Genomic DNA, 24,789 nt, shown 5'->3' with positions numbered 1-24,789 from the left:
CCCCCTCAGGAGGCGGCGTCTGCCGGCGGCGGGGTCGGGGTGTCCTTGGGGCGCGCCTCCGCTGACCGTGTCTCGGTCTCGGTAGCCCGTGTCTCCGCAGCGCGCATCTCCGCAGCCCGCGTCTCCGTGGAACGCGCCTCCGGGGTCTGGTCCGCCCGGTGCCGGTCCAGCGCCACGACGCCGACCGCCGGGGAAACCACACCCTGATCCGCCGCCGGGGCGCCGGAACCGTCATCCGGGCCCCCTTCCGGAGCAGCGCCCGGAGCGCTGTCCGGAGTACCGCCCGGGGAGGCGCCGAGCAGATCGTCGAGCGACAGGTCCTTGTCCACCGGCACCCCGCCGGCCTGCGCCTGCCGCAGCAGGGCGATGGCGTCGAGCAGCGTCTTGCGCCCGAAGACTTGCAGGATGTCGATGGCGAGCGCCACCTTGCGGGCGGTCCCGCCGTTCCCGAGCCGTGCCGCGAGGGCCGATGCCGCCGCCCCCAGACGCGCCGTCTCCGATGACGGCGGCCGGCGCAGGCCGACCAGGGTCACGGCGATGTCCAGCAGTTCGGCCACGTCCGCGTCCGGCATCTGCGCGATGGTGTTGACGATCCGCATCTCCCCCTTGGACGGGCGGGCGAGGTCCGGCTTCAGCGCCTCCACCATCCGGCGCAGCACGTCCTCTCCCAGCAGGCGGAGCAGCAGCAGGCCAAGATTGTAGGTCTTGATCTCCTCCTCCACCTGCTCCTGGGCGAGGGTGGCGATGTCCTTGGCGATCCCCGTCTGCTCCTCAAGGCTGACATTCTGCATGAGCTGGAAGGCGTGCAGCGGCAGCAGCGAGCGCGCATGTTCGAAGCGCACGTCGCGCATGATCTCCATCACCAGGGTGGAGCGGGACGTCGCCAGCAGCCGGTCGCAGGCACGGTCGGCCGCGGACAGCACCGCCTGGAGCAGGGCCGCCGGACCGACCGCCACATCGGTCTCCCCCAGCCGGACGGTGAACAGCGCGCTGCGGAAGAAGGCCATGCTGCCCAGCGCCGCCACCAGCACCTGGGACAGCGCCTGCGGCAGGGTGCCGTCCGCGAACAGGTCGTTCAGCCGGATCAGGCCGAAGGCCGCCGCCGCGGCGGCGCCGTTGACGACGATGTAGACCCAGCCCGGCTTCGTGCGCAGCGGGGCCAGCGGGTTGTCGCGGTAGCGGGAGATCAGCTCGGTCAGGCCGACGAAACTGCCCAGCCCGGCGGAGACGAGATAGAGGGCGGCCGTCGTCCCCTGCGGGTGCAGCACCGACAGGACCAGCGCACCGGCATAGAGGACGCCGACCTGGATCAGCGTGGTCGGGGTCATCGGACGGCCCCCCGCACCGGGCGCGGAAGATGCCGAACCTGCACTGCTCTGTCCGTCGGCCGGCATGCCCCCCTCCCCGGCAGGGCCGGAGCCGCGGACATGGCGGCGGCAGAGCCGGTCAGTCCTCGAAGGCCTCGGCGTAACCCTTGGATGTCAGCCCGACCAGATATTGCCCGTTGGACTGGCGCAGGTCGATGGCTTTCTTCGCGCGAAGGTCGTTGACGGTCTTCACCACGACCTCGGGATCGAGATCCACCCGCCCGGGCAGGTCCACCACCGGCACGAACCCGTCCGTCAGGGCGCCCAGCACCCTGCGCGTCACCGGGTCCTTGCCGGGAGCCGGGGCGCTTTTCTGCATCGCGTCGATCACGAGGGAGAGCCCGCTGAGCGGGCTGCCGGAACCGGGACTGTTCGCCATGGACGATCTCCATCCGCTCTGGGCGGGGATGATACCCCAAGCCGGGAGCGGGCTCCACCGGCATCGGTGGGGCGCGGCCCCCCTCACGCCCTCAGGTGGTGATCGCCGCCCCCGGAGCCAAGAGCCGCCGGGGCCAAGAGCCGCCGGGACCGCTCAGCCGGCGCGGCGCAGAATCTCCGCCGCGAGGTCCTCGATCTCCTCCACGCCCTTGGCGCGGCGGTCCGTCTCCATCAGGGTCAGCCCCTCCATGATCGCGCCGGCGAAGCCGATGCGGTTGCCGATCGAGGTGTCGGCCACCGGCACGCCCAGTTCCTGTGCCCGCGCCGCCACCGCGTCCAGCAGCTTCCCGCGCGACGGCACCCGGTTCAGCACCAGCAAGGCCGGCCGCTTCTCCGCCCGCGCGACCTCCAGCGTCGGCCGGGTGGCCCAGAGATCCATGGGGCTGGGTTGCACCGGCACGACCACCAGCCCGGCGGCGCGGATGGCGATGCGCGCCTCCGTCTCCGCGTGCGGCGGGCTGTCGATCACGACCACGTCGTGCTCCCGCGCCAGTTGCTCCACCTCCTTCTGCACCCGCCAGCCGGAGACCTGCACATGCGTCAGGGCGGGGTCGCCTCCGCCCAGGGTGGCGGCCCGGACCCGCGCCCATTCGGTGAGGCTGCCCTGCGGATCGATGTCCACCGTCACCACCCGCCGGCCGCCAAGGCTCCAGGCGACGGCGAGATGGATCGCCAGCGTCGTCTTGCCGGCGCCGCCCTTCTGCTGTGCGATGGTGACGACCCGCCCCGCCATGCCCCTCTCCCGCGTTCCCCGTGCCGCGCCCTGCCTGCCACTGAGGGGGCGAGTGTGCGCCGGCCCGGCTGCAACGGCAAGTGTGCGGCGCACAAGAGCCCCCGCACCGACCCGATGGCCCGCACCTGTTGGACAGCCCCCGCCCCGGGCGCTAGAACACCGGGGCCGGCCTTCCTGTTCGCTTCCCCGAGGACCCGCCCGTGAGCACCGCCCGCCCGCCCGAGATGTTGCAGCCCACCGCGGCGGCCCATGCCCGGGCCGCGCAGGCGCTGGCCGAGGGCGGGCTGGTCGCCTTCCCCACGGAGACGGTCTACGGGCTGGGGGCGGACGCCGGCAACGACCGCGCCGTCGCCTCCATCTTCGAGGCGAAGGGCCGGCCGCACTTCAATCCGCTGATCGTGCATGTCCCCGACGCCGATGCCGCCGGAAAGCTGGTGGCGGTGGACGACCGCGCGCGCCACGCCATGGAGATGTGGTGGCCCGGCCCCCTGACCCTGGTGCTGCCGCGCCGGCCGGATGCGCCCCTGTCGCTGCTGGTCAGCGCCGGGCTGGACACGGTGGCCGTGCGCTGCCCCGGCCATCCGGTGGCGCGGGCGCTGCTGGCCGCGGCCGGGCGGCCGGTGGCGGCGCCGAGCGCCAACCGCTCCGGCCATGTCAGCCCGACGACGCCGCTGCATGTGGCGGAGGAGTTCCCCGACGGCGCCGGCGGCCGGCTGCGCCTGATCCTGGCCGGCGGCCGCTGCCCCATCGGGCTGGAATCCACGGTGCTGGACCTGACGGGGGAGCGGCCGCTGCTGTTGCGCCCGGGCTCGGTGACGCGGGAGGAGCTGGAGGCCGTGCTGGGGCCGGTGGAGCGGGCCACCGCGGCGGACGGGGTGAAGGCGCCCGGCATGCTGACCAGCCATTACGCCCCCGCCCTGCCCGTCCGCCTGGAGGCGGCGGCGCCGGAGCCGGACGAGGCGTTCCTCGCCTTCGGGCCCGACCAGTTCATCCGCGGCGGGCGGGAGCGGCTGAACCTCTCCCCCACGGGCGACCTGCACGAGGCCGCCGCCAACCTGTTCGCCATGCTGCGGGCGCTGGACCGGCCCGGCGCCCGCGGCATCGCCGTGATGCCGGTCCCGGAGACGGGGCTGGGTGCCGCCATCAACGACCGGCTGCGCCGGGCCGCCGCCCCGCGCTGAGCGTTCCGTTCCCGTCCCGCCACCGCAGGGCTGCCGCCATGACCGACACCGCCTCCGCCCTCGCCCGACTGACCGACCGGCTGGGGCCGGCGGCCGTGCTGACCGGGGCGGAGGCGATGGCGCCCTATGCCTTCGACTGGCGCGGCATCGAGGAGAGCCACCCGCTCGCCGTGCTGCGCCCGGCCGCGACGGAGCAGGTGGCGGACTGCGTCGCGCTGTGCGCGCAGGCCGGGCTGGCGCTGATCCCGCAGGGCGGCAACACGGGTCTGGTGGGGGGCACCGTCGCCCGCCGCGGGCAACCGGCCGTGCTGCTGAATCTGGGCCGCATGGACCGCATCCGCGACGTGGACGCGCTGGACTTCACCCTTGTGGCGGAGGCCGGCTGCACCCTGGCGGCCGTGCAGGCGGCGGCGGAGGCGGTGGACCGGCTGTTCCCCCTGAGCCTGGGCTCGGAAGGGACCTGCACCCTGGGCGGGGTGCTGTCCACCAACGCCGGCGGCATCCTGACCATCCGCTACGGCAACGCCCGCGATCTGGTGCTGGGGCTGGAGGTGGTGCTGGCCGACGGCCGAGTCTGGAACGGCCTGCGCCGGCTGCGCAAGGACAATACCGGCTACGACCTGAAGCACCTGTTCCTGGGGGCGGAGGGGACGCTGGGCGTCGTCACGGCGGCGAGCGTGAAGCTGTTCCCCCGTCCGCGGCAGGTGGAGACGGCCTTCGCCGCCGTGCCGGACCCGGACGCCGCCATCGACCTGCTGGCGCGGCTGCGCGCCGCCGCGGGCGAGGCGGTAACGGCGTTCGAGCTGCTGCCGCGCTTCGCCATCGACGGCGCCGCCGCCTTTCTGGACCGGCGCTTCGACCCGCTGGCCGCCCCCGCCCCCTGGTACGTGCTGCTGGAACTGGGCGGGGGCATGCCCGGCAGCGCCCTGCGCGAGGCCGCGGAGGAGGCGCTGGCCGAGGCCGCGGCGGCCGGCACGGTGCTGGACGCCACCTTCGCCGAGACAGGGGAGCGGCGGCGCCAGCTCTGGGCCATCCGCGAGGGGCTGCCGGAGATCGGGCGGACGCTGGGCGGCGTCGTCCACCACGACGTCTCCGTCCCGGTCAGCCGCATCCCCGCCCTGATCGCGCGCGGCACGGCAGCACTGGAGGCCCTGATCCCCGGCGTCCGCCCCTACCCGTTCGGCCATGCCGGGGACGGCAACATCCATTTCAACGTCGGCCGTCCGGAGACGATGCCCGGCAAGGATTTCCTGGCCCGCGCCGGGGAGGTGACGGCACTGGTCCACGGCATCGTGCGGGAGCTGGGCGGATCGTTCAGCGCCGAGCACGGCATCGGCGGCCGCAAGGCGGCGGAGCTGGCCGCGCACAAGGACCCGGTGGAACTGGATCTGATGCGCCGGATCAAGCGGACGCTGGACCCGGACGGGCTGATGAACCCCGGCAAGGTGCTGCCACCCTGAAGGTATCGCCGCCCTGAGCGGGGCCGGCGCCGCCGTCAGCTCGGCACCGCACCGGCCAGCAGATTGGGTGTCCGCCGGTTCTCCTCGTCCTCGCGTCCGTCACCGTCGCGCCCGGCGCCGGCTCTCGTGCCCTTCTCCCCGTCCGTCGTCGGCGGCAGCAGGGCGCTGAGCTGCATCACCGTGAAGGTCGAGATCGGTTCCCGGGCCGAGCCGGTGGAGCGGGAGGAGAGCCAGGGCTGGGAGGTCGTGTCCTCCGCCAGCCGGGTGCCGAACACGCTGTCGGAGGCCACCTGCGTGCCACCGCCGAAGCGCCGGTCGAAACGGTCGTAGATCTGCTGCAACGAGCGCGCCTGACCGTTCTCGTCGTAGAAGACGCTGCGGTTGGCCCGCGCCGCCTCCGGCAGCAGCTTCGCCGCCGGCTGGGACGGGTCCTTCTCCATCGCGGACAGGAACTTGCCGGCACCGCCGGCCCCCAGGAAGTGGGCGAGGTAGAGGTCGGTGTTGTCCACCGGCCGGTCGAGATCCGCCTCCAGCGAGCGGCGGTTGTCGTTCGCCAGCTCGCCCGCCAGCAGGGCCGAGAGCCTGGGGTCCTTGCGCAGCTCCAGGATCTCCTTCTTCAGCGCGGGATCGGCGACATAGGGATCGCCCGAGGCGTCGCGCCGGACGGCACTGGCATAGCGCCCCAGCCCGTGCTTGGCGCCGTGCTGCTCCACCATGTCGAGCCAGGTCCTGTCCACGAACTGGTAGAGGCCGGTGGCGCTGCTGGTGGATGCCTTGACGTCGGTGCGGTAGCCGCTCTCCACGGCAGCTTTTTCCATGAGGTAGGAAAAATCGACCCCCGTCCGGGCGCTGGCCTGCTGCACGGCCGCCAGGACCCGGGCCGACGCGCCGGACTGCGCCGGACGGCTGCTGGACTGGAGTTCGCCAGGGCGGGCGATGGAAAGGGTGCTGGTCACGGTCTGCCTCGTTGGCATCGGTCTGCCCGGAAGGGAAGCAACCGGCGTGCCAACCGCGCCTGCGCGGGCCGACCACGCCCCCTTGCCCGGCGGCGGGCTTCCGGCCATGTTAGCCGGCGACAGGGCGGGCCCGTCCCCGCCCGACGAGAATGTGCCGTGTACCGGCCGGTCACCGCCGGGCCCCTTGCAGTCGGCCCGGCCATCCTTGGGAGGACGCCTGCAACCATGATCCCGTACAACGCACCGATCCAGGACATCCGCTTCACCCTCAACCATGTGGTGGACCTGCCCGCCGTGGCCGCCCTGCCGGGCTACGAGGCGGCGTCGCCCGACCTGGTGGACGCGGTGCTGGAGGAGGCCGGGAAGCTGGCCCGCGACGTGCTGGCGCCGATCAACTGGCAGGGCGACCAGGAAGGGGCCGTGCTGGACAACGGCGTCGTCCGCACCCCGACCGGGTTCAAGGAGGCGTACAGGGCCTATGCCGAGGGTGGCTGGAACAGCGTGCCCTTCGATCCGGACCATGGCGGCCAGGGCCTGCCCTGGACGCTGGCCATGCCGATCCAGGAGATGTGGAACGCCGCCAACATGAGCTTCGCCCTCTGCCCCATGCTGAACCAGGGGGCGGTGGAGCTGCTGACCGAGCACGGCAGCGAGGAGCAGAAGCGGCTCTATCTGGAGAAGATGATCTCCGGCGAGTGGACCGGCACCATGAACCTGACCGAGCCGCAGGCCGGTTCGGACGTGGGCGCCGTGCGCACCCGGGCCGTGCCGGCCGGCGACGGCAGCTACCGCATCACCGGGCAGAAGATCTTCATCACCTACGGCGAGCACGACTTCACGCCGAACATCATCCACATGGTGCTGGCGCGCACGCCGGACGCACCGCCGGGCGTGAAGGGCATCAGCCTGTTCATCGTGCCGAAGGTCATGGTGAACCCGGACGGCTCGCTGGGCGCGCGCAACGACCTGCGCTGCGCCGGGCTGGAGCACAAGCTGGGCATCCACGCCTCCCCCACCGCGGTGATGGCGTTCGGTGACAATGGCGGCGCCACGGGCTTCCTGATCGGGGAGGAGAACCGCGGCATCGAGTACATGTTCACGATGATGAACAACGCCCGCCTGGGCGTGGGCGTGCAGGGCGTCGGCATCGCCGAGCGCGCCTACCAGCAGGCCCGCGACTATGCGAGAACGCGCGTGCAGTCGCGCGCGCTGACCGGCCGCGATCCCGCCCCCGTTGCCATCATCAACCACCCCGACGTGCGCCGCATGCTGCTGACCGCCAAGTCGCAGATCGAGGCGGCGCGGGCGCTCTGTTACCTCACCGCGGCGGCCTTCGACCGGGCCAAGCGCCACCCCGACGCCGAGGAGCGGCGCCGGGCCAAGGCGCTGAACGACCTGCTGACCCCGATCACCAAGGCGTGGTGCACCGACCTGGGCGTGGAGTCCGCGTCGCTGGGCGTGCAGGTCCATGGCGGCATGGGCTTCATCGAGGAGACGGGGGCGGCACAGCACCTGCGCGACGCCCGCATCGCCCCGATCTATGAGGGCACCAACGGCATCCAGGCGAACGACCTGGTCTTCCGCAAGGTGGCGCGCGACGGGGGCGAAACGGCCCTGCGCCTGCTGGCGGGGATCAGGGACACGGCCGCCGCCGCCAAGGACCGGCCGGGCGACGACATGGCGGTGATCGGCGGCAATCTGGCGGACGCCGCGGCCGCGCTGGAGCAGGCGACGACCTGGCTGGTGGAGGCGGCGAAGAGCGATCCCGCCGCGGCCGCCGCCGGGGCCGTGCCCTACCTGCGGATGTCCGGCATCGTCATCGGCGGCTGGCTGTCGGCCAAGGCGGCGATCGCGGCGCAGGCCCTGATGGCGGCGCCGGGCGAGGACCGGCGCTTCCTGGACGGCAAGCTGATCACCACCCGCTTCTACGCCGACCAGATCCTGCCGCAGGTCCACGGCCTGCTGAAGCCCGTCGTCGAGGGCCACCGGGCCGTGATGGCGCTGGACGCCGAGCAGTTCTGAGAACGCCGGACCGGGTCCCGCCGACACGCGGGACCCGGAGCCCTGGCTCTGCACCGTGCCTGAACGCGCCGGGGTTGCGTTTCCGCATCCATGCGGCATCATCGGCGGCCCCGCCTGGGGTCAACGCCTGTGACCGGACGCACGTCCGCCCTCCTTCTCCTCCTCTGCCTGCTGCTGCCCGGCACCGTCCGGGCCTCACCGCCCCCGCCCCTGCCGACGGGACGGCCCGACGCCGTGCTGCCTGCGGACGGCAGCGGCTGGCTGGCGCTTGAAACGGGCCGCGACGGCGCGGCCGTGGCCGCGGGCCTGCGCCCCCTGCCCGGCCTGCTGCTGGGTCTGCGGCAGGCGCCCGGCGGGGACGCCGGGGCCGATCTTTCGTGGCAGGTTCTGCCGGCCGGGCACACCACGCCGTCGCTGCTGGCCGGGATGCGCGGGCTGGGCGGCGGCGGCCCGGACCGCACCGGATTCCTGGCGGCGGGAACCTGGATCGGCCCGCTGGACCTGACCCTCGGCGCCGCCTGGACCGACAGCGCCGTGCGGCCCTACGGCACCCTGCGCTGGGCGCCGTCCGGGGGCGATCTCGCCCTGTCGGCCGAGGCGGGGCGGGTGGGGCGGCTGGAGCGGCCCCGCCTCGCGGCGCAGTGGCAGGCCCTGCCCTGGCTGACGCTGGGCGCCGGCGTGGAAGCCGGTACCGGCCCCTTCCTGACCCTGCGCCTGACGGCGACGGATGCGACCCTGCCCCGCCCGCCGGCGCGGGCGGCACGCCTTGCGGTCACGGCCCCGGGCCGGGCCGTGGCAGAGGTTCCGGAGGAGGCGGAGACGGCCGCGGTGGCCGGCCGCGCGGCACGGGCTGCGGGCGCCGGTGCCGACGGCCGGGTGCGCGTGGACCTGACCGCGGGCGACCTGCCCGGCGTCCGGCTGGATCTGCCGGCCGCCGATCTGGAGCGGGCGCTCCGGGGCCGCGGCAGCGTGGACGAGATCGCCCGGCGGACACGGCTGGCCGCGGCGGAAGGGCCGCCGCCCCGCCCCCCGTTGCTGCGCCCCCGCCTGGACCTGCTGCTGGAGCAGGGGCCGCTGCCGGCGGAAGCCGGCTGGGGCCAGCGCCTGAGCGCCGACCTCGGCGCCCTGCTGCGGCCGCTGCCGGGGCTGCGGCTGGAGGGCAGCACACGCCTGACCCTGGCGGCATCGCACGGCGACATGCCGGAGGACGGCGAGGCCCCGGACCGGGGGCGTGCCGATGCGGCGGCCTTCGCGGCGCGGCGGCTGTCGCCATCGCGTCTGATGGCGTCCTGGGTGGCCGGTCCCGCCCCCGGCTGGTCCGTGCTGGCCGAAGCGGGCCTGCTGGAAGAGATGTATGGCGGAGCCGGCGGCGAGGTGATGCTGCGTCCGCCGCTGGCCCGCTGGCGGCTGGGCGCGGAGCTGCATCGGGTCTGGAAGCGCGAGCCGGAAGCCCTGCGCTTCCTGCCCTGGGGGGGCGTCACGACGGGCTTCGCCGTGGCCGGCTACGACCTGCCGGGCGCCGATGCGGAGGTGGAACTGCGGGCCGGCCGGTATCTGGACGGCGGCTGGGGGGCGGCGCTGGCGCTGGAGCGGCGGCTCGGGGACGGGGCAAGCCTGTCCGGGGAGGTCGGGCTCGCCGGCGGGGTCACCGTCGCGCTGGGCCTGACGCTGCCGCTGGGTGCCGTGGCGGAGCCCGTCGAGGGGCGGGCGGCCCTGAGCCTGCACCCGCTGGCCCGCAAGGCCGGACAGCGGCTGGACCGCCGCGGCGGGCTGGCCGCCCTGACCGATCCCGCCGGCGCAGGCCGGCTGACCCGCGGCTGGCCGCACCTGCTGGACGGGGCATCCTGACGGCCGGACCCGGCCGTCAGCGGCGGGCGACGATCGTCCCGCTGGCGGGGTCCAGCACCACGGTCACCTCCTGCCCGTCGCCGTCCACCGCCTCGGCGACGTAGGTCTCCCCCTCCCGGCGGAACTCGCGCACGTCGGAGAAGCCGAGCTGGCTGAAGCGGTTCAGCAAGGTGGTCTGCATCACGGAGAGGCGGCGCTGGGCCGGCCCCAGGCGGGCATCGTCCACCTCGTCGATCTCGACCAGCACCTCCGTGCCGCCAGTGGCGGGAGCCTGTGCCGCATCCAGCCCGGTCCCGGTCCCGGGCGCAGCGGGATCGGACAGGTCCGGCGCCCTGCCCTGCTGCCCCGGCTGATCCTGGCCCTGGGGCGGCTGGCCCTGCGGCTGCTGAACCGAAGGCTCCTGGGCCGGCCAGCCCCCCGGACCGGCGGCGCCACCCGCATCCTGCGCCAGCGCCGGCGCGCTTCTCAGCAGCAGGGCCGCCGCCAGCGCGGTCATGGTGCTCGTCCTCATGGATCGTCCCTCGTCCGTTACGGATGATGCCGGCACAAACACGGGGGCGGGGTGTCGCGTTCCCGCAACTCTCCCCACCCCCTCCCCTTGGCGGACGAAGGACATAGGACCATTTGGGGAGACGTATCACCGCGACCCTCACGCTAGGGTCCGGGGTACAGCGGACCGGTGGTGGGGACGGCCGCAGGAGACGAGCATGAGCGAGACGAAGACCCTAGAACTCCGGGAACTGGCCAGCCGGATCGCCACGTCCTACACGAAGGCGAATCCGACCCCCGTCCAGGCTCTGCCGGAGGTGATCCAGCTTGCCTACCAGGGACTGCTGAGCTGCACCCGTCCTCCCGCCCCGCCGCAGGCGCCGGCGCGCAAGCGCCGTGGCCGGCGCAGCCGCGACACCTGACCCCGCGACCTGACCCGGGCGCCTGAGCCGGTCCTGCCGCACGCCGTCCGGTTCCCCGACGTCCCTCCTGTCGGCCCCCCGCAAGCCCCGGTCCTGCTGCCCGGGGCTTGCGGCCGCACCCGACTGGACGGTCCCGCCGCCCGGACCAGCGGAACTTTTGTGCCTGCGGTCTCGTTATCCGCTCGAACAAGGCCCGACGCCCGAAGGGATCGGCGGGCCTGCGCGAGATTCGGAGGACGCGATGCTCTACTGGGCCCTGATCTTCTTTGTCGTCGCCCTGGTCGCGGGCGTACTCGGCTTCGGCGGAATTTCCTCGGCATCGGCCGGAATCGCCCAGATTCTGTTTTTCATCTTCCTGGTGATCTTCGTCGTGTCCCTGATCATGGGACTGGTCAGGCGCCGCTGACGACGCTGCCGCCCCGGCAGGTCCGTGGGCGGGACAGTCTTCCAGGCGAGGTAGCCTCCACTGCAAGGGCGGCTCCGGTCCGGAGCCGCCCTCTCTTTTGCCCCCGACCTCCCGGCCGGTGCCCGGAAGATGCCAGCCACCGCCCCAGGGCGGATCAGTTCACGAAGACGGCCATGCCGGTGCCGAGCCGGTGCAGCACCAGCATGCCCAGAAGCGCCGTGCCGACCGATGCGGCCAGCGCCGCCGACAACAGGCCGATCCGGCGGGCAGCACCGGCCCGCGCCGGGATCAGGACGGCAGGCACCGGTTGCGCCCGGTGCCGGGCATCGCGCACCCGGGCCAGGAGCATCTCCGGAATCGGTTCGTCCAGCACGGGATCGTAGAGCGCATGCAGCCCGTCGATCTGGGCGCGGTAGGCCGCGGCCCGGGCCGCCATGTCCGGCAGCGCCGCCACCCGGAGACCGAGCCGGGCCGCCGCCAGCGGAGACAGCGCACCGTCGACCCAGGCGTTGAGGTCATCCTGAAGGCTGTCGGCACCGCCAGCGCCGCCTGTCACGAGCGTCAGTCCGGGCCCCAGTCCGGGCCCCCGTCCGGGACGGCGGTCCCCCTCCGCCGTGTCAGGCCGTCTCGCGCTCATGCACCGGCTCGTAGGCGGCGTCCGCACCGCCATCCATCAGGATGCGCAGGGCCCGCCGGCCCCGCGAGAGGCGCGACTTCACCGTCCCGATGGAAACCTGGAGGATGTCCGCCGCCTCGGCGTAGCTGATGCCTTCCAGCCCGATCAGCAGGACCACTTCGCGCTGTTCGGTCGGCAGCCGGTCCAGTGCCCGGCGCAGATCGCGCAGCTCCAGCCGCACGACCTGGGAGCCATGGCTGCCGCCGAGACCCGCCTGCACCTCACCGTCGATGTCGACGAAGGTCTGCTGCCGGCGGATGCCATTGATGTGCAGGTTGCGCAGGATGGTGAACAGCCAAGCGCGGAGGTTCGTGCCCGGCTGCCAGAGGTGCAGACGGCTCAGGGCCCGCTCCAGGCATTCCTGCACCAGATCGTCCGCCAGGGCCGCGTCGCGCACCATGGCGCGGGCGAAGCGGCGCAGGCGGGGGATCTCCTGCTCTATCTGGGCGATGACCTCGGCATCGGAGCTGCTGCTGCGAGGCGGGACCGCGTCCGCCCGTGCGACGGTCGCCGCCGCCGCCGTGCCTTCGGCCGGGTGAGTCCGGTCCGTCCGGACCGGCAGGTCACCTTCCATCACGGTTCTCCCTGGATCGCTCGTGGGTCGCTCTGTCTGTCCCCGGAACATACGGGGCACTGGAAGTATGGGCAGCGCCGACAATGATTGCGCTGTCTAAATCGGTCCGAGCCCCCGTCAAATCGGGTGGCCTTGAATAGCCAAATGCCCCCGGAAGCGTCCCCGGTCAATATTCGTAAAAAGTGTTATGGCATCGGGCCTAGGGCCAGACCTCGGCCGATACGCCTCCTCCACTACTCCTCCGCTACGCCCATCGGGGGGCCGGACCCTTCGGCCTACCGGGCCATCCGGTTCGCGCAGCCTGGATTTGAAGGGGTTTCAGCTAGACCCTTCGGTTATGGCGTCTGGCCCACTTGGTCATGCGGAGTCCGCATGGTAAGCCGGCCCCGGGGCTGACCAGAAGAGAACGGGGACCATGCGACGCTTGCGCCGTTATTTGTCTCTCGCCGCGATTACTTTTGTCACAGCGTCTCCGGCGGTGGCGGGAAACTCACCCGCGCCCGTCCTGCCGCCAGCGACTGCCGCGGGGGGATCGCCCGACGCGCAGTACGGGCTGGCGAAACGCTATGAGCGGGCGGAGGGGGTGGAGAAGGACACCGCGGCCGCCCTGGACCTCTACTGCGCGGCGGCGCGTCAGGGGCATGCCGACGCCGCCTTCGCCGTCGGCTGGATGTACCTGACCGGAACCGAGGTAGCGGCCGACCGTGCCGTCGCCGCGGCCTGGTTCCGCAAGGCCGCCGCCGCCGGCCATGCCAGCGCCCGCCGCATGGCGGACCGCATGGGCGATGTGCGCCGCGCCCCGGCCGCCTGCCACGGCGCGGAGCTGGCAAGGGCGGAGCACCGGGCACCGGCGCACCTGGTCCGGCTGATCGACCGCATGGCGCCGCGCTACGGGCTGGACCCGGCGCTGGTGTTCGCCGTCGTCGCCATCGAATCCGGCTTCCGCACGGACGCCGTCTCGCCGCGCGACGCCATGGGCCTGATGCAGCTCACCCGCGACACCGCCGACCGCTTCGGCGTCGACGATCCCATGGACCCGGCGGAGAACCTGAAGGGCGGCATGCGCTACCTGCGCTGGCTGCTGGGCCATTTCGACGGGGACGTGACGCTGGCGCTGGCCGCCTACAACGCCGGCGAAGGGGCGGTGCTGCGCCACAAGGGCATCCCGCCCTACAAGGAGACCCGGGCCTATGTCGAGAAGGTCCGGCGCTACTACCGGGAGGACCGCCACCCGGTCGGGCCTCTGGACGGTCCGGCGACCGTCTCCCCGCGCCGGCAGAAGCCGGCCGGCATCCTGGTGGTGGATGCCGGCGCCGCGGCCGTGACAACGGACCAGCAGGTGGCGCAGCAGGCGGATTGAGCCGCCAAGGCCCTGCCCGCACAGCCCCACACGCTATTCGAAGCGCAGCGCCTCGATCGGGTCCATGCGGGCGGCGCGCCGCGCCGGCCAGAAGCCGAAGAAGATGCCGATGGCGGCGGAGATGCCGACGCTGAGCAGGATCACGTCCGGCTGGATCAGGACGGGGAAGTGGATCAGCCTGGCGATGGCGATGGACAGGCCGATGCCCAGCGCGATGCCGATCGCCCCGCCGATCAGGCAGAGGGTCACCGCCTCCACCAGGAACTGCAACAGGATGTCCCGCGGCCGCGCGCCGACGGCGAGGCGCAGCCCGATCTCCCGCGTCCGCTCCGTCACCGACACCAGCATGATGTTCATGATGCCGATGCCGCCCACCAGCAGCGAGATGGAGGCGACGGCCGCCACCAGCAGGCTCATGGTCCGCGCCGTCTCCGCGAAGGTGGAGAGGAACTCCGTCATGTTCCGCACCTCGAAGGACTCGCGCGAATCGGCCGGGACCCGCATGCGCTGACGCAGCAGCGCCGTGATCTCCGCCCGCGCCGGCTCCAGCCGCTCGGCCGTGTCGGTCTTCACCATGATGAGGTCCACCCGGCGCGGCTGCGCGCGGCTGTTGCCCAGGACCTTGCGGGCGGTGGAGAGCGGGATCATGACGATGCGGTCCTGATCCTGGCCGAAGGTGGTCTGGCCCTTGGACCGGAGCGTGCCGATGACCGTGACGGGCATCCGGTTGACCCGGATCGACTGCCCGACCGGATCGGAATCGCCGAACAGCTCCGTCGCCACCGTCCGGCCGATCAGGGCCACCTGCCCCGCCGTGCGCACCTCCGACGGGGAGAAGCTGCGGCCCGCCTCGATCTCCCACTCGCGGACCGCCAGATAGTCGATCGTCACCCCTTCCAGCCGTCCGTAGGAGTTGAAGCGGCCGGCGATGTACTGGCCGCTGCCGGTGCGCGACGGGGCGACATACATCACCCCCGGCACCTCCCGCGCGATGGCCTCGGCATCGTCCTCCGACAGGCTCTCGGAGCCCTGCATCATGACGCCGCCCGCGCGCCGCGCGCCGGGCGTCACCATCAGCAGGTTGGCGCCGATGGAGGAGACCTGCTGCTGCACCTGCTCGCTGGCGCCGGAGCCGACCGCCACCATGGTGATGACGGCGGAGACGCCGATCACGATGCCCAGCACCGTCAGAAGGCTGCGCAGGGTGTTGGCCCGGATGGCGGACAGGGCGATGACGATCCCGTCGCGGAGTCTCATGGCGCGGCGTCCTCTTCCTCGGCGGGCGGCAGGGCGGCAAGCTCGGCGGCGAGGTCGCGCGGCCGCTCGTTGCGGCGGTCGGAGACGATGCGGCCGTCGCGGAAGGTCAGCACCCGTCCGGCCGCCGCCGCCACCTCCGGGTCGTGCGTCACCACCATCAGGGTGATGCCCTGGCGGTTCAGGCGCTGGAACAGCTCCAGCACCTCCATCCCGGTGCGGGTGTCGAGCGCCCCCGTCGGCTCGTCCGCCAGCAGGATGGCGGGATCGTTCACCAGCGCGCGGGCGATGGCGACGCGCTGCTGCTGGCCGCCGGAAAGCTGCGAAGGCTGATGGTCCATGCGGCTGGCCAGCCCGACCAGTTCCAGGCAGCGCCGGGCGCGGTCGGAGCGGTCGGCCACCGGAACCGGCGCGTACATCAGCGGCATTATCACGTTGGCCAGGGCCGAGGTGCGGCGCAGCAGGTTGAACTGCTGGAAGACGAAACCGATGCGGCGCGAGCGGATCTCCGACAGCCGGTCCGCGGAGAGGTGAGAGACATCCTCGCCGTCGATCTCGATGCTGCCGGCGCTGGGCGTGTCCAGGCAGCCGACCATGTTCATCAGGGTGGACTTGCCGGACCCCGACGGCCCCATGACGGCGACGAACTCCCCCCGCTGCACCTCCAGCGTCACGTCGCGCAGGGCATGCACGATGCCGCCGCCGAGCGCGTAGTCCTTGGCGAGTCCGCGGCAGCTGATGATCGGGCGGGCCTGCATGCTCAGAACCTCAGCCCGGCGGGACGCTGGTCCGCGCCCTGCCGGTCGGCCCGGACGATCACCCGGTCGCCGGGCTTCAGCGCCCCTTCCAGCACCTCTGCCCAGTCCGCGTTGCCGAGGCCGAGCCTGACCCGCACCGGCTGCGGCTGACCGCTGTCGCCCAGGGTCCAGACCGTGGCCGCCTGGGGATCGGTCTCGGCCAGCCGTCCCATGGCCCCGCCGGTGGCCCCGCCGCTGGGGCCGCCGACGGACGCACCGGCGGGGCGGGCCGCCGCTCCGTCCTCCGCCCGCGGGCGGAATCGCAGCGCCTGGGCCGGGATCCGCACCGCCCGCTCCTTCTCCCCGACGACGATGTCCAGCTTGGCCGTGAGGCCCGGCAGCAGGCGTTCGTCCGGGTTCGGGGCGGAGACGAGGACCGTGTAGGTGATGACGTTCTGGACCTCCTTGGGCGACTTCTGGATCTGGGTCACCGTGCCCTGGAAGGTACGGCCGGGGAAGGCATCGACGCTGAAGCGCGCCGTCTGGCCGACGGCGACGCGACCGATGTCCGCCTCGTCCACCCGCGCCTGTACCTCCATCTCCGTCAGGTTCGTCACCAGCTCGAACAGGGTCGGTGCCTGGAGGCTGGCGGCGACGGTCTGGCCCGGCTCCACCTCGCGCTTGATGACGACGCCGGTGATCGGCGCCCGGATGTAGGTGCGCTCCAGGTCGATCTCCGCCTGGTTCAGGGTCGCCTCCTGCTGCAACACCGCGGCCCGCGCGTTCAGGAGCTGGGCCCGGGCAAGGTCCAGGCCGACATCGGCCGTGTCGAGCCGCGCCTGGGCGATGTCGTAGTCCCGTTCCGAGAGGTTGCCGCCCTTGCGCAGCGCCTCGCGCCGGCGGTAGTCGCGGCGGGCGTCCGCCAGTTCCACCTCGGCGCGGCGCACCTGCGCCTCGGCCTCCGTGACCCGGGCCCGGGTGACGGCCAGCAGCGCCTGGTTCTGGCGCACCCGCGCCTCATAGGTCTTGGGGTCGAGCCGGGCCAGCACGTCGCCCTCCCGGACGACGCTGTTGAAGTCGACCAGAACCTCGCTGATCTGGCCGGAGAGCTGGGAGCCGACGATGACGCTGGCCGCCGGCTGCACCGTGCCGGAGGTGGACACGGCCGAGACGATCGGTCCCTCCGCCACCTCGGCGAAGCTGTAGACGGTGCCTGGCGCCGCCCCGGGCGCGAAGGCGAACCACAGGGCGACCGCCCCGGCAAGGCCGGCGGCGACAAGGACAAGTCTGGACCGCTGCACGCGACATCCCCCGGCATAGGACGATCGGCACCCCGCCGGGGCCGCTCCGGCCCGAAGGTGTAGCAGGGACTGATGCCGAAATCACGCCACCCCGGCCGGGATGACATGCTGGAAGATGGTACGCGGGAAATCCGGACACCCTGCGCTGTGTCCGCCTGGAGAGTTATCTCCGGGATCGCTGGCAGCGGTGCTGTTGAAGAAGGTCAGAAAGGGTGACTGTCTGATGGAACTGTAGATGGAGAACATTCTGATGTTACATCATATTGATATGGCTCATGAACGGACGAAAACGAGACGCAATGGTGAGAGCAAGCCGCGCACTCGGCCTTATACGTGAGAAGAAACGTTGTCCTTGTTGGCCGTGACCTGCCGTGGGAAATCTCCTCCAGTTTGAAGTAGAATCCGGCCCCTCAGAGGACGGACGACATGAAGCGCAGCAGGTCTTCAGAGGAACAGATCATCGGCATCCTGAAGGAGCAGGAGGCCGGGGCTGCGACGGCGGATGTGTGCCGCCGGCACGGTATATCGAGCGCCACCTTCTACAAATGGAAGGCCAAATATGGCGGCCTGGACGTGTCGGAGGCCCGACGGCTGAAGGCGCTTGAGGATGAAAACGCCCGGCTGAAGAAGCTGCTGGCGGAATCCATGCTCAACGAGGCCGCGCTCCGCGATCTTCTGGGAAAAAAATGGTAGGGCCTGCCGCCAAGCGGGAAGCTGTCGCCCATCTGCGGAGTACTTTCGAGATGAGCGAGCGTCGGGCCTGCACGGTCATCGCGGTGGATTGCACGATGATCCGCTACCGCTCCATCCGGCCCGACGATAGCACCCTGCGCGACCGCCTGCGCGGGCTTGCTCAGGAGCGCCGCCGGTTCGGCTATCGGCGGCTGTTCATCCTACTGCGGCGCGACGGCGAGCCGTCGGGGATCACCCGGATCTACCGGCTTTACCGCGAGGAAGGCTTGGCTGTGCGCAAGCGTCGCACCCGTCGCAAGGCCATCGGCAGCCGCGCACCGATCCTGGTGGAGGCCAAGCCCAATGCCCGCTGGTCGCTGGATTTCGTCCACCACCAACTGGACAACGGGCGGCGGTTCCGCGTGCTCAACATCGTCGATGACGTGACGCGGGAATGTCTGGCCTCGGTGCCCGACACCTCGATCTCGGGCGTGCGGGTGGTCCGCGAGCTGACGGCGCTGGTGGCCCGATGCGGCAAGCCGGAGATGATCGTGTCCGACAACGGCACCGAGTTGACCAGCAACGCCGTGCTGAAATAGACGCAGGACCACTGCATGCAATGGCACTACATCGCCCCCGGCAGGCCCATGCAGAACGGCTTCGTCGAGAGCTTCAACGGCCGCATGCGCGACGAACTGCTCAACGAGACGGTGTTCACCAGCATGGCCCAGGCCCGCGCGGTCATCGCCGCCTGGGTGGCCGATTACAACACCGCCAGGCCGTACTCGGCCCTGGGCTACCAGACACCGGCGGCCCATGCCGCCAAACTCAAAACAATGGGGCCGGTCTCTCCGCCCCTCCGGGGCTCCGAGCCCGGCCCCATTGCTCAGACCGCGCCACACGGCGTAACTTCGCCGGAGGCTCTACTTCAAACTGGAGGAGATTTCCCGCGGCAGGTCACCAGTGCAGTCCACTGATCATCCCAGCGCTATCAGCTCCCGCAAGGCGGCCGAGACCGGACGGTTACCAACGCAATCTAACGAGTGCAACAGCACTGCGCGTCCTGGGAGCGATCAAACTTCCGTTATCCGCGTCAATGGCATAGCAGCGGTGCCAGGCGCTTCCCGACGACAGCAGCATCCAAACACATCAGCGTACCATCAGGATTCTTGTTGCAAATCCGCTCATCCGATCAACAAAGTTTGCACCTCAGCCGTTCAAGCACCCGAAGCGCATTCTGGACAGCCATATGATCAACTTCCCCGTCATCCAGTCGATCACATTCCAGGGATATCTGCTGTACCCGTGCTCAATGCAGAGCCCTTTCCATATACCCTTCCTGCCAGGGCCGAGCCTTATCGCAGGAGTGAATGGAAGTGGGAAGTCGACGTTAATTGGCGCCGCCCTTCGTTTGCTGACGGGACCTTACGATCTTCCCTCATCGACGACGGAAAGCGAACTCGGCCAAGTCCGACATAAGCCTGTTGCCCTAAGCCGTTACGATCGCCAAACGTTTGCCCGTCGGGTGGCTGACGGAGCTGTGGACGCCGTTGCGACCATTGAGATAATTCTCGGCGATAAGCATCTATCTATAAAACGGACTCTCTCGGACCTATCCTTGCTCTCAGTTCTCGTCGATGGCGAAGAAATTCTATTTAGCCGACGCTCCGACGAACACGAGGACGCCACTTATCACAGGGTCATTTGCGAGAACGTAGGGATCGGATCATTCTTCGATTTCCTGATAATTCTCCAGTACATTACGTTTATGTTGGAGGACAGAAGGGCTTTGGTCTGGGACTCAACTGTGCAACGCCAGATTTACAGAATTCTTTTGCTGTCTAAAGAGAGGGCTGGCACATTTGCCAGTGTCCAGCAAGAACTTATTTCCGCAGACAGTGCTCTACGAAACGCTCAAAGTCTGATCTCGCGCCAGCAAAAAAACAAGGCCAAGGCAACACGCAGAGCCGGATTGGTCCCCAAGGCTGAAGCTGAAATGCGCGTCAAATCAGCTCAAGTTTCGGCTCTCAGGGAACGACTTGAGTCGCTTGCCGCTGTCCGCGTTGAAGCGGATGCTGAGCGAAGGAGGGGGCGCCTTGATAAACTCAAAGCGATCGAAGTGCGCGACTCCTACGCTCGCGAACTGGAGCGATTAAAGCTGAACGCGGTGAGCCATTGGCTCTCTCCAGATAAGGATACTGCTCGATATATCATAGGACAGTTGCTCTCCGAAGATCTCTGTCTCGTCTGCGGAACACACCCGGCACCGGTCAAAGAGACTGTCGAGAAGCGGATCAAGGATGCCGCCTGCCCATTCTGCGGCACGGTTCACGCGATCGAACAAAATATCGTGCACACAGCTGAAGTGGATGCTGCGCGCATTCAACAATTGGAGGGAAACATTACTTTGGCCAACGCGCAAATTGAGGAAGCACAAGAAAGGCTATTTGATGCGCAGGAGCGACTGATATCTGCAGATGACGCATATCGGGACGTAGAATCCGAGGTGTTCGACCTAGAGAAGCAGATAATCGCACTTCTGAAAGAGATTCCCTCCGAACGATCTGCTATAAGATCCGTGGATTCTGAAGTTGCTACTCTTGAGCGGATCGTTGAGACCGAACGTGATCGTCGCACTAAAACAGAAAAGCAGTTTAGAGATCTTGTGACTGAAATGGCCGGAAGAGTTGCTTCGGCGCAGAAAACTGTCAACGATTCATTTGTTCACTATACATCCTTGTTCTTGAAAGAAGAGGCAAGACTAGTGTATCAGACGGTCGAAGTTAGAGTAGGACAGGGCGGATCGCTATTTGCTTTTCCAATGCTAAAGCTTGATATGAGTAGCGGCGCAAAAGCCGGCACATCAATTCGGAACCATCCCAACGAAGTTTCTCAGTCCCAAGCCGAGTTCGTCGACCTTGCTTTCAGAATGGCACTGATGACAACGCTAGCAAGCGATCAATGCGGCACGCTGGTAGTCGATGCACCAGAAGCTTCACTCGATTTTCTGTTTGCAGAGAGGGCCGGCACACAACTTTCAAGCTTTTCCTACGCCGGACCGCGAAATCGCGTGATCGCCACATCCTACTTACCGAGCAAACACTTCGTTTCGTCTTTCCTGGTGCGCGTCAAGGAGGTGGATGAGCGCAAAAAGCGTGTAGTCGATCTGATACGTTATGCCGCTGAGAACGCAGCGTTACGCGCCAACAAGCCGCAGTATGAACAGTTCCTTGACGAATTGATTTCAGGAGAGTGAGGAAAGGATGGCGCATCAAACTGCACTGTTAGACCGAATCCGCGTGTTGCTGCTGCTTGACGCACTGGAAGCAGCTGACATGGGACCAGTACCTGTGATGCGCCTACATGCGTTTGCGCTCTTGGCAGATTTGCTTGGCCCGATTTGGGGCGTAGATAGTCATGACGGTAAAATCCTAAAGCGGCAAGGAGGGGCCTACTATCCACGTTTGCAGCGGCAACTGGATATGTTGGTAGGGTTGGGGTTCGTTGAGGTAACGAATGTATCATACGCGTTTGAAAATGGGCTGTCGCGGTTGGAAGGCTGTTTCCAGATTGCCTCAGGGCGAGCTGAAGAGGTCATTGCCTCTGTCAGAATGTTCTCTGAAGAAGAAAGGGCGGTCTCATTCCTTCGTCGCTTGGCATTCTCACTTCAACGCGTGTCTCTGCCCATTGAGAAGCTCATTAGAGTAGATGCCACATGGGCAGATCAACGTACCGGAACCGGTGATGTGATCGATTTCTCTGAGTGGAAATCTGCTAATTATTCTGCTTATTCAGCACAGCTTTTCGCTAGGCTGGTGGATCCTGACCTGAAAATTGGCTGTGGCGAGAGGACCCAGTTGTACGTTCGGCTGTTGGAGCATCGAGCTCATGGTTAAAAGTAACGTGCCTGCGCAGAAGTCCACCGGCATTGTGAGATCGGACGGGATTGCTGATTCTAGACTGGTTGATCCGGGCGATCCAAATCCACTGGGCGCATGCAATGAAGCTCAATTGGAGACGGTTCTCATTGAGAAACTGGGTGAAGACCCCGCTCTGGATGACAGTGAACTCTTCATCGCTGCGCAAGCGCTTGCGGAGGCATTATACATCCGAATGAAACATCCTGACGCCACTTCGGATCCTGAGGCGCCTATTATCGTACTTGTATCTTCGCGTGCAAAAGAACTTGCTAAGGGGATTGGCGCAGTCGTAGAACCCGTTTTGAACGATGGTAGTTGCTGCCTTTCGGGTTACCTATGGATTACCACTCCGGCTCTCGCTTCAGGCTATAAATTATCGTTGACTGGATCAACTCCAAATCAGCTCTTCGCCCAGATTTCGACGCTTAATCTTGGTTATCTGCCGGCTTTGTATGTTCATCCGAGCGCAACCGTTCCGGAGATTCGTTGCTATCCCAATGGCATGGAATCGCCTGATACTGTAATCAGGATCAGATTGTTGCTCGACGAACTTTCAATTGGCTATTTGGACCAGATCCTTTCCGACTGGCATTCCAGTTTCCGAACTCCTGACGCAGGATGCGGTGGGCATACACCGTGGAAGGAGTCAAGGAAATACGTTCCGCGCCCTAAGACAGAGGAGTTTCTTCAAGGATCGCTACAGCAGACATTGCGCGTTGCTCTCTTGCAAAAGAAGAAATACCGGATTCAATTCGAAGTACCTGGAGATGAGGGACGGTGTGACCTATTGATAAAATCCAAGCATCCGACGGTGAATAACTGCTGGGTATACGACGCGGTCTTCGAGCTAAAGGTACTGCGTTCATTGGATGCGGGAGAAAATCCCGTATCGAAGAGCTCAAACAAAGATGCGATTGATAAGGGCGTTAATCAGGCAATCTCGTACAAAGACGAGAACGATGCTCGGATGGGCTTGCTGTGTTGCTTTGATCTCCGTAAACCCGATCATTGCGACGGGGAAATATGCCTTGATGCTGTTCGTCCCCTGGCTCAGAGACATTCAATAGAGCTACGCATTTTTCGGGTTTACGGTTCCGCCGATGACTTCCGTCGGGAAAGATCTCTATCGCCGGCTTAAGATGACGAGCGTCTCTGCGAGGGATGGATCTCCGCCTTGCTGGGCTGAGGACCTCATTGACCTGCACGGTTCGACATTGATCACATCAAGGTCTGCATCGTATGCGAGTTCAGCCATTACTGCCGCAACCGGGATGTCGACGCCGGCGTATCGGCTGTCTCCCACTACCATCCATATTTGACCATTCCTCGGTAGCTTACTAGCGACAGAGCGGACTGTGCGATCAAGGTCCGAGAAGTACCCCGCCACCATCTCCGGGATACGGACGTTCCACAGCTCTCGGCGCTTTGCCTCAAGCATCAGGACCGTCTCATTGAGGATCTCCGATCCAGTTGGCCGTGCGCCGAAGCTCCTGCTTACCTGGACGTGTGAGCAAAGTGTCTCTCGCCGTAGAAACTGGTTCTCCTCGAAATTTCTGAGATATCCGAGCATCCATAACTCTAGATTGTACACGTCAGTATAGTCAAACGAGTTCGGATACGGAGGAGAAAAAATTGATATATCTACGGCCTCCACATTGTCGATATGTGCTAGGCAGCTTCCCCGGTAAATGCTGTACGACATCTCAGATCGTGCCCGGAAGCGGGCAATGTCAGCTGCTGCTGCTTCAACCGCCTCACAGATGTACTCGTCGATTTGCTCGGTAGTAATTTTCCGGTCTTGCCAGTTCCCCCTGTAGCGCCGCCCCTTCCCACTGATCACTACATTACTCACATCAGTGAGAATTCCACCAATGAGCACCTTGAATAGCCTACGATTCTTTGGGCAACTGACCTGCTCCAGTGCGTTGATATATGCAGCTAATCGCGCAGCGACATCATAGTTGAATATCCAGCGGTCGTTCTTTCCTGGCTCCACAAAGGTAGGAGGAAGCCCGGCGAAAAATTCATTCGGATTTACATGATCACTTGCACTGAAATTTATCCATGACCCGAACTCTGAGGCAAGAGAATGCAAGTCATAGCTGCATAATTTCGCCTCTATCAGATCTGCAAGAAATGGATTTACCTCAATAGTAGCTGGTCGCACCCCTAAGAATTGCGAACAGAGCGCAGTGGTTCCTGATCCCCCAAACGGATCCAGACTTTTGGATACTGGCACTGGGCTGCTTGAGATTGCGCGGCGCACTATTTCAGGTGTGAACGCCTCTTTGAAGTGCCTCCAACCTTGGAACGGAATCTCTTGCGTACCCGCATTCGTCCCGTAGGACGCAACTGTGCGGGCGCGGGTCCACTCCTCAAAGGATGATGTCGTCGGCTTCATCTCAGTGCTTGCCCTTTGATTTCGGAATCGCTAATTTCGAAATATGCCGCGACCTGGTGAAGAAGACAAGCTTTCAGCGAATGAGATCGCACGCCTAAGGGAATGCGTTGCACGTGGGGTCGAAACCTACGGCTCTGCAAAGGCCTTTGGCGCTGCGATTAACGTGCGTCCGCCCGTGATCAGTCTTGCTCGGCATGGGAGATTGGTTGCGCGGACAGATAGTGCTCTGGCGATCCTGAATTTCGAAATCGGAAGCGGTCGGGACGTACAGACACCGAAGCCAAGTTCCGGAATGGCGTCGGACCCTGAAGTCTTGCTGCTGATCGGAAGGCTGACGCAAGGGACAGATGAGGGTAAGCGTCGGCTAGTTAGGATGCTTCGAGCCACGTTGGCCCTGAAGAGCACCGATCTGCCCAATTCCACTACTGAGGGGCCGTTTACGAGGGAATCAGACTAGGGCCGGGACTCATAACCAGTAACTGACGATGGCGGCGATCTGGACGGCGGCCAGGAAGTTGACGGCCAGCCGGTCGTAGCGGGTGGCGATGCGCCGGAAGTCCTTGAGCCGGTTG

At 67.4% G+C, this 24,789-nt stretch carries 21 protein-coding genes and 2 pseudogenes; 11 read left to right on the top strand and 12 right to left on the bottom strand.

From position 1 onward, the window contains the following. Positions 1-5: 5 nt before the first annotated feature. The 3 genes from ACFQPS_RS14865 to parA all read right to left on the bottom strand — a co-directional run bounded on the left by ACFQPS_RS14865 (position 6) and on the right by parA (position 2,538). Entirely contained in the window at positions 6-1,328 is a 1,323-nt protein-coding gene (locus tag ACFQPS_RS14865) for a hypothetical protein (RefSeq protein WP_377360006.1), read from the bottom strand. Positions 1,329-1,446: 118 nt separating this feature from the next. Further along, on the bottom strand, positions 1,447-1,746 hold the full coding sequence (locus tag ACFQPS_RS14860; protein ID WP_012566814.1) for a hypothetical protein: 300 nt from the start codon (positions 1,744-1,746) through the stop codon (positions 1,447-1,449). Between the two features lie 153 nt (positions 1,747-1,899). Further along, positions 1,900-2,538 carry a ParA family partition ATPase gene (gene parA / locus ACFQPS_RS14855; protein WP_377360005.1) on the bottom strand — a complete coding sequence of 213 codons (639 nt, stop codon included), beginning with the start codon at positions 2,536-2,538 and terminating at the stop codon, positions 1,900-1,902. A 200-nt stretch (positions 2,539-2,738) separates the two neighbouring features. Here parA and ACFQPS_RS14850 point away from each other — a divergent pair, with 200 nt between their 5' ends. Together ACFQPS_RS14850 and ACFQPS_RS14845 are read left to right on the top strand one after the other, a co-directional pair. Then, positions 2,739-3,719 carry an L-threonylcarbamoyladenylate synthase gene (locus tag ACFQPS_RS14850; protein ID WP_377360004.1) on the top strand — a complete coding sequence of 327 codons (981 nt, stop codon included), beginning with the start codon at positions 2,739-2,741 and terminating at the stop codon, positions 3,717-3,719. 38 nt (positions 3,720-3,757) lie between these two features. Then, on the top strand, positions 3,758-5,179 hold the full coding sequence (locus ACFQPS_RS14845) for an FAD-binding oxidoreductase (protein WP_377360003.1): 1,422 nt from the start codon (positions 3,758-3,760) through the stop codon (positions 5,177-5,179). A gap of 35 nt (positions 5,180-5,214) precedes the next feature. On the opposite strand, the gene ACFQPS_RS14840 is transcribed toward ACFQPS_RS14845, so the two are convergent. Beyond that, positions 5,215-6,135 (bottom strand): hypothetical protein, encoded by a 921-nt coding sequence (locus ACFQPS_RS14840; protein WP_377360002.1) that lies wholly within the window; start codon positions 6,133-6,135, stop codon positions 5,215-5,217. Between the two features lie 225 nt (positions 6,136-6,360). Here ACFQPS_RS14840 and ACFQPS_RS14835 point away from each other — a divergent pair, with 225 nt between their 5' ends. Together ACFQPS_RS14835 and ACFQPS_RS14830 are read left to right on the top strand one after the other, a co-directional pair. Further along, complete coding sequence (locus ACFQPS_RS14835) at positions 6,361-8,157, top strand: acyl-CoA dehydrogenase (protein ID WP_377360001.1); 1,797 nt, start codon at positions 6,361-6,363, stop codon at positions 8,155-8,157. A 129-nt stretch (positions 8,158-8,286) separates the two neighbouring features. Beyond that, a complete protein-coding gene (locus ACFQPS_RS14830) occupies positions 8,287-10,005 on the top strand; it encodes a YjbH domain-containing protein (protein ID WP_377360000.1) in 1,719 nt (572 codons plus the stop codon). A gap of 16 nt (positions 10,006-10,021) precedes the next feature. Here the strand turns inward: ACFQPS_RS14830 and ACFQPS_RS14825 are convergent, their stop codons facing one another. Then, on the bottom strand, positions 10,022-10,516 hold the full coding sequence (locus ACFQPS_RS14825) for a hypothetical protein (protein WP_377359999.1): 495 nt from the start codon (positions 10,514-10,516) through the stop codon (positions 10,022-10,024). Positions 10,517-10,712: 196 nt separating this feature from the next. Between ACFQPS_RS14825 and ACFQPS_RS14820 the strand changes: the two genes are divergently transcribed. Together ACFQPS_RS14820 and ACFQPS_RS14815 are read left to right on the top strand one after the other, a co-directional pair. Next, a complete protein-coding gene (locus ACFQPS_RS14820) occupies positions 10,713-10,916 on the top strand; it encodes a hypothetical protein (protein WP_377359998.1) in 204 nt (67 codons plus the stop codon). 241 nt (positions 10,917-11,157) lie between these two features. Beyond that, a complete protein-coding gene (locus ACFQPS_RS14815; protein WP_012566823.1) occupies positions 11,158-11,322 on the top strand; it encodes a DUF1328 domain-containing protein in 165 nt (54 codons plus the stop codon). Positions 11,323-11,476: 154 nt separating this feature from the next. On the opposite strand, the gene ACFQPS_RS14810 is transcribed toward ACFQPS_RS14815, so the two are convergent. Continuing rightward, positions 11,477-11,878 (bottom strand): anti-sigma factor, encoded by a 402-nt coding sequence (locus ACFQPS_RS14810; RefSeq protein ID WP_377359997.1) that lies wholly within the window; start codon positions 11,876-11,878, stop codon positions 11,477-11,479. Between the two features lie 61 nt (positions 11,879-11,939). Beyond that, complete coding sequence (locus ACFQPS_RS14805; RefSeq protein ID WP_377359996.1) at positions 11,940-12,572, bottom strand: sigma-70 family RNA polymerase sigma factor; 633 nt, start codon at positions 12,570-12,572, stop codon at positions 11,940-11,942. A gap of 478 nt (positions 12,573-13,050) precedes the next feature. Between ACFQPS_RS14805 and ACFQPS_RS14800 the strand changes: the two genes are divergently transcribed. After that, on the top strand, positions 13,051-13,932 hold the full coding sequence (locus ACFQPS_RS14800; RefSeq protein ID WP_377359995.1) for a transglycosylase SLT domain-containing protein: 882 nt from the start codon (positions 13,051-13,053) through the stop codon (positions 13,930-13,932). Positions 13,933-13,965: 33 nt separating this feature from the next. Here ACFQPS_RS14800 and ACFQPS_RS14795 read toward each other — a convergent pair whose 3' ends face one another. The 3 genes from ACFQPS_RS14795 to ACFQPS_RS14785 are packed head-to-tail and all read right to left on the bottom strand — an operon-like array spanning position 13,966 to position 17,224. Beyond that, the gene (locus tag ACFQPS_RS14795; RefSeq protein ID WP_377359994.1) at positions 13,966-15,189 is read right to left on the bottom strand and encodes an ABC transporter permease; all 1,224 of its coding nucleotides are present in this window, start codon (positions 15,187-15,189) and stop codon (positions 13,966-13,968) included. Beyond that, on the bottom strand, positions 15,186-15,944 hold the full coding sequence (locus ACFQPS_RS14790; RefSeq protein ID WP_377359993.1) for an ABC transporter ATP-binding protein: 759 nt from the start codon (positions 15,942-15,944) through the stop codon (positions 15,186-15,188). Before ACFQPS_RS14790 ends, ACFQPS_RS14795 begins: the two co-directional genes overlap by 4 nt. Positions 15,945-15,946: 2 nt before the next feature. Next, positions 15,947-17,224, bottom strand: a complete 1,278-nt coding sequence (locus ACFQPS_RS14785; protein ID WP_377359992.1) for an efflux RND transporter periplasmic adaptor subunit — start codon at positions 17,222-17,224, stop codon at positions 15,947-15,949. Between the two features lie 426 nt (positions 17,225-17,650). Between ACFQPS_RS14785 and ACFQPS_RS14780 the strand changes: the two are divergent. From ACFQPS_RS14780 to ACFQPS_RS14765, 4 genes and pseudogenes are all read left to right on the top strand, one after another. Then, positions 17,651-18,873: pseudogene (locus tag ACFQPS_RS14780) on the top strand (IS3 family transposase). Between the two features lie 272 nt (positions 18,874-19,145). Next, positions 19,146-21,152, top strand: coding sequence for an AAA family ATPase (locus ACFQPS_RS14775; protein WP_377359991.1), 2,007 nt, complete (start codon positions 19,146-19,148; stop codon positions 21,150-21,152). A 7-nt stretch (positions 21,153-21,159) separates the two neighbouring features. After that, positions 21,160-21,792: a hypothetical protein gene (locus ACFQPS_RS14770; RefSeq protein WP_377359990.1), complete on the top strand. Its 633-nt coding sequence runs from the start codon at positions 21,160-21,162 to the stop codon at positions 21,790-21,792. Then, entirely contained in the window at positions 21,785-22,954 is a 1,170-nt protein-coding gene (locus ACFQPS_RS14765) for a hypothetical protein (RefSeq protein ID WP_377359989.1), read from the top strand. The genes ACFQPS_RS14770 and ACFQPS_RS14765 overlap by 8 nt, the downstream gene beginning before the upstream one ends. Here ACFQPS_RS14765 and ACFQPS_RS14760 read toward each other — a convergent pair. Together ACFQPS_RS14760 and ACFQPS_RS14755 are read right to left on the bottom strand one after the other, a co-directional pair. Next, positions 22,940-24,217, bottom strand: coding sequence for a hypothetical protein (locus ACFQPS_RS14760; protein WP_377359988.1), 1,278 nt, complete (start codon positions 24,215-24,217; stop codon positions 22,940-22,942). The two genes, ACFQPS_RS14765 and ACFQPS_RS14760, sit on opposite strands and share 15 nt — an antisense overlap. 466 nt (positions 24,218-24,683) lie before the next feature. Then, a pseudogene (locus ACFQPS_RS14755) lies at positions 24,684-24,789 on the bottom strand (IS5/IS1182 family transposase); the annotation flags it as partial.

The organism is Rhodocista pekingensis (assembly GCF_042665545.1).
GTDB classification, from domain to species: Bacteria; Pseudomonadota; Alphaproteobacteria; order Azospirillales; family Azospirillaceae; genus Rhodocista; species Rhodocista pekingensis.
The sequence above is the reverse complement of the archived record's forward strand: the minus strand, read 5'-3'. Positions and strand labels throughout refer to the sequence as shown.